This is a genomic window from Streptomyces sp. NPDC056347 (genome assembly GCF_042262625.1).
GTDB lineage: Bacteria > Actinomycetota > Actinomycetes > Streptomycetales > Streptomycetaceae > Streptomyces.
Genome location: NZ_JBHJQP010000314.1, coordinates 1 through 3,341 on the forward strand (window position 1 = coordinate 1; position 3,341 = coordinate 3,341).

Below are 3,341 nucleotides of genomic sequence, written 5' to 3' on the forward strand. Positions count from 1 at the left end.
CCGGGCCCGCGCCCCCCCCCCCCCCGGCCCCGGGGGGGGGGGGGGGCGGCCCGACGCCGCGCGGCGGGCGCCCGCCCCGGGTCCCCGCGCCGGGGGGGGGGGGGGGCTACCACGACTCGTACGCGCCCCCGCACCGGCGCACCGAGCTGCCCGCACTCAGCTGCACGACCCGCCCCACCGGATCACATCCCCTCACGCACCACCTCCCTGACACCCACGTCACCGCAGACGTGTAACCGACCGGAGGAACCGCCGTGGCAGCCACGCCCAGGTTTCGCAACGCAGCAGACGCCGCACCCCCGGCATCCCCTTCCGACGCCGTGCCCTCGTCCGACACCAGCCCCCCGGCCGCACCGGCCGGCGGCAAGCACCCGGTCGACGAGACGCTCCCTCCGCTGAAGATGTTCACCAGCGGCCTCCAGCACGTGGCCGCGATGTACGCGGGCGTGGTGGCCCCGCCGATGATCGTGGGGCCCGCCGTGGGCCTCACCGCCAAGGAGACCGCCTTCCTCATGGGGGCGAGCCTGTTCACCGCGGGCATCGCCACCCTCCTGCAGACCCTCGGCCTCTGGCGGATCGGCGCCCGGCTGCCGTTCGTCAACGGCGTCTCGTTCGCCGGGGTCACCCCGATGGTCGCGATCGGCAAGGACCGGGGACACGACGGCATCGCCGTCATCTTCGGCGCCGTCATCGTCGCCAGCCTGCTCGGTTTCCTGCTGGCCCCCTACTTCTGCAAACTGGTCCGCTTCTTCCCGCCCGTGGTCACCGGCACCGTGATCACCCTGATCGGCGTCTCGCTGCTGCCGGTCTCCTTCAACTGGGCGCAGGGCGGCAACGCCGCCGCCGCCGACTACGGATCCACCACCAACATCACCATGGCCGCCGTCACCCTGGTGATCGTCCTCGCGCTGCGGAAGCTGCTGCGCGGCTTCCTCCAGCAGATCTCCATCCTGCTCGGCCTGGTCGTCGGCACCCTGATCGCGATCCCGGTCGGCATCACGGACTTCGGCGCGATCAAGGACGCCGGTCTGTTCGGCTTCCCGTCGCCGTTCCACTTCGGGGCACCGCAGTTCGAGATCGCCGCGATCGTCTCCATGAGCATCGTGATGCTGGTCTGCATGACCGAGTCCACCGCGGACATGCTCGCGCTCGGCAGGATCGTCGACCGGCCGGCGGACGAGCGGACCATCGAGGGCGGACTGCGCGCCGACACCCTGGGCAGCGCCCTCAGCCCGCTCTTCAACGGTTTCATGTGCAGTGCCTTCGCCCAGAACATCGGCCTGGTGGCGATGACGAAGGTCCGCAGCCGCTTCGTGGTCGCGGTCAGCGGCGGCATCCTGATCGTGCTGGGGCTGGTCCCCGTCGCGGCGTCCGTGATCGCGATCGTCCCGCTGCCGGTCCTCGGCGGCGCGGGCATCGTGCTCTTCGGCACGGTCGCCGCCAGCGGCATCCAGACCCTGGCGGCCGCCGCGCTGGAGAAGGGCGAGAACGCGCTGATCGTGGCCGCGGCCGTGGGCGTCGGCCTGATCCCGATCGCCGCGCCGGACTTCTACCACTCCTTCCCGAAGAACCTCCTGGTGGTCCTCGACTCCGGGATCTCCACCGGCTGCGTGGTGGCCATCGTGCTCAACCTGGCCTTCAACCACCTGGGCCGGAAGCCGGACGCGCCGGCGCCGGAGCGGGAGCAGAACCCGGCGGCAGCGGACCCGGTGGCCGCCCACTGACCCGTACCGGACGCAGCCGCGGCGCCCGCACCGGCGGCGTGGCGCGTACGGCGGAACCCCGTGGGGTCCGTCGTACGCGCCGCGCCGGGAGTCCGGCAGGTCAGCCGATGTGGTAGCTGTCGCCGTACACCTTCCAGTCCAGCGGCGGGTTCAGGTCGAGGTTGCCCTTCTTCAGGAAGACCCGCTGGGCGGTGTCCACCCGGCTGGTGTCCTCGTGCGCCGCCTCCTGCTTCATCGCCCAGACCCGGGCGTCGAGGAAGGCGTTGAGGTACGCGGTCTGGTCGCCGCCCTGGGACGGGGGCTTCGCCTTCGACAGTGCCCGCTTGCGGATGGCACCGAAGCCGGTGCTGTCGTCGCCGTCACCGTGCATGACGATGGCGTCGTAGTACGCGAACTGGCCGAGCGCGCCGATGCCGTCCGCCTTGCCCTGCTCGACGGCCGGGTTGAAGTACACCCGGTCGCGCTCGTCGTCCTGGGCCTTGCGGAAGGCGGAGTCGGAGGCGGCCTTCGCCCAGTCCTTGGTGAAGTTCGGGTCGAGACCCTCGTGCGAGGGGGTGCCGTTGACCTTCCGCAGGGCGGGGAGGTACTTGGCGAGTACGTTGCCGGGCTTGCGTTCGGTGTACAGCTCGACCAGGTCGAGCATGTCGCCGGTGCCGGAGCAGAAACCGATGATGCCCGCGGTGTAGCCGCGGTCGTCGTCGATGTCCTCGATGTACTTGTACTGGGACTTCCAGTCCAGGGAGGAGTTCTCGGCGCTGGAGACCAGTTTCATGGCGATCTCCTTCTTCGCCGGGTCGTCCAGTCCGGTCGTGGCGGCGGCCCGGGGGGCCGTCGCCGTGGTGTGGGGGGTTGCCCGGTGGGTGAGGCCACCGGCGTACGCAGTGACGGGGATGACCGTGAGGGCCAGCCCGACCGCGATGACCGTGATGCGCACGGGGCGGGTGCTGCGACGTGCGGCGCGCTGATGGGGAGCGTGCACCAGTCCTCCAGAGGGAGTTCTTCGTTCCGACGGTCTGTTAGGAAGCTTTCCTATCAGGTGGACGGGTGTGCGTACAGTCCTCCGGCGGCGGGACCCCGGAGTTCGACCGGAACGAGTGAGGCCCCGCACCGCGCGGAGCGCGCGATGCGGGGCCGTCGTGCGGCGCGGGGCCGCGAGCCGGGGACCGGGGTGCGTCAGCAGTTCAGGTAGGCGACGTGGACCCAGACGCCCGTGGGACCGCCCCACAGGTCACCCATGATCCAGTTGCCCTGCTGGCCCCGGTAGTTGAGGTTCTGGCCCCGGTTCACCTGGCCGAGCACCGGGAAGTTCTCGCCCGGGCCGCCGCGGAAGTTCACCCCGTTGTCGTTGACGGTGCAGACCGCTGCCGGAGCCTGCGCGGACCGCGCGGCCACCGGGGGCTGTACGGCCTGGGCGGCGGGGCTCACGGCCAGCCCGAGGGCGGCGGTCAGCACCGCCGCGGCCAGCGTCATCGTCTTCTTCGTCATCCTGATCTCCTCCGTAATCCGGCCCGCTTCGGAGCGGACCGTCCGCAGGCCCAACGCGACCGCCCGCCCACTGGTCACGGGTCCGTCCGGGTCATCCGGAGGCGGCACCGGCCGACGCGCTCCGCGGTACGG

General features: G+C 71.6%; 3 protein-coding genes. 1 reads left to right on the plus strand and 2 read right to left on the minus strand.

What is annotated here, in order from left to right; translation table 11 throughout:
- Window positions 1-254 precede the first annotated feature (254 nt).
- Window positions 255-1,724, plus strand: coding sequence for a nucleobase:cation symporter-2 family protein (locus tag ACFCV8_RS35755; RefSeq protein ID WP_376689729.1), 1,470 nt, complete (start codon window positions 255-257; stop codon window positions 1,722-1,724).
- Between the two features lie 100 nt (window positions 1,725-1,824).
- Here the strand turns inward: ACFCV8_RS35755 and ACFCV8_RS35760 are convergent, their stop codons facing one another.
- Together ACFCV8_RS35760 and ACFCV8_RS35765 are read right to left on the minus strand one after the other, a co-directional pair.
- Window positions 1,825-2,703, minus strand: coding sequence for a chitosanase (locus tag ACFCV8_RS35760; RefSeq protein WP_376689730.1), 879 nt, complete (start codon window positions 2,701-2,703; stop codon window positions 1,825-1,827).
- 194 nt (window positions 2,704-2,897) lie between these two features.
- Window positions 2,898-3,209, minus strand: a complete 312-nt coding sequence (locus ACFCV8_RS35765) for an SH3 domain-containing protein (protein ID WP_376689731.1) — start codon at window positions 3,207-3,209, stop codon at window positions 2,898-2,900.
- Between the last annotated feature and the right edge of the window lie 132 nt (window positions 3,210-3,341).

What these genes read in the sequence shown, in the direction of transcription:
- ACFCV8_RS35765 (WP_376689731.1), bottom strand. Translation starts at nt 3,209, where the DNA reads ATGACGAAGAAGACGATGACGCTGGCCGCGGCGGTGCTGACCGCCGCC.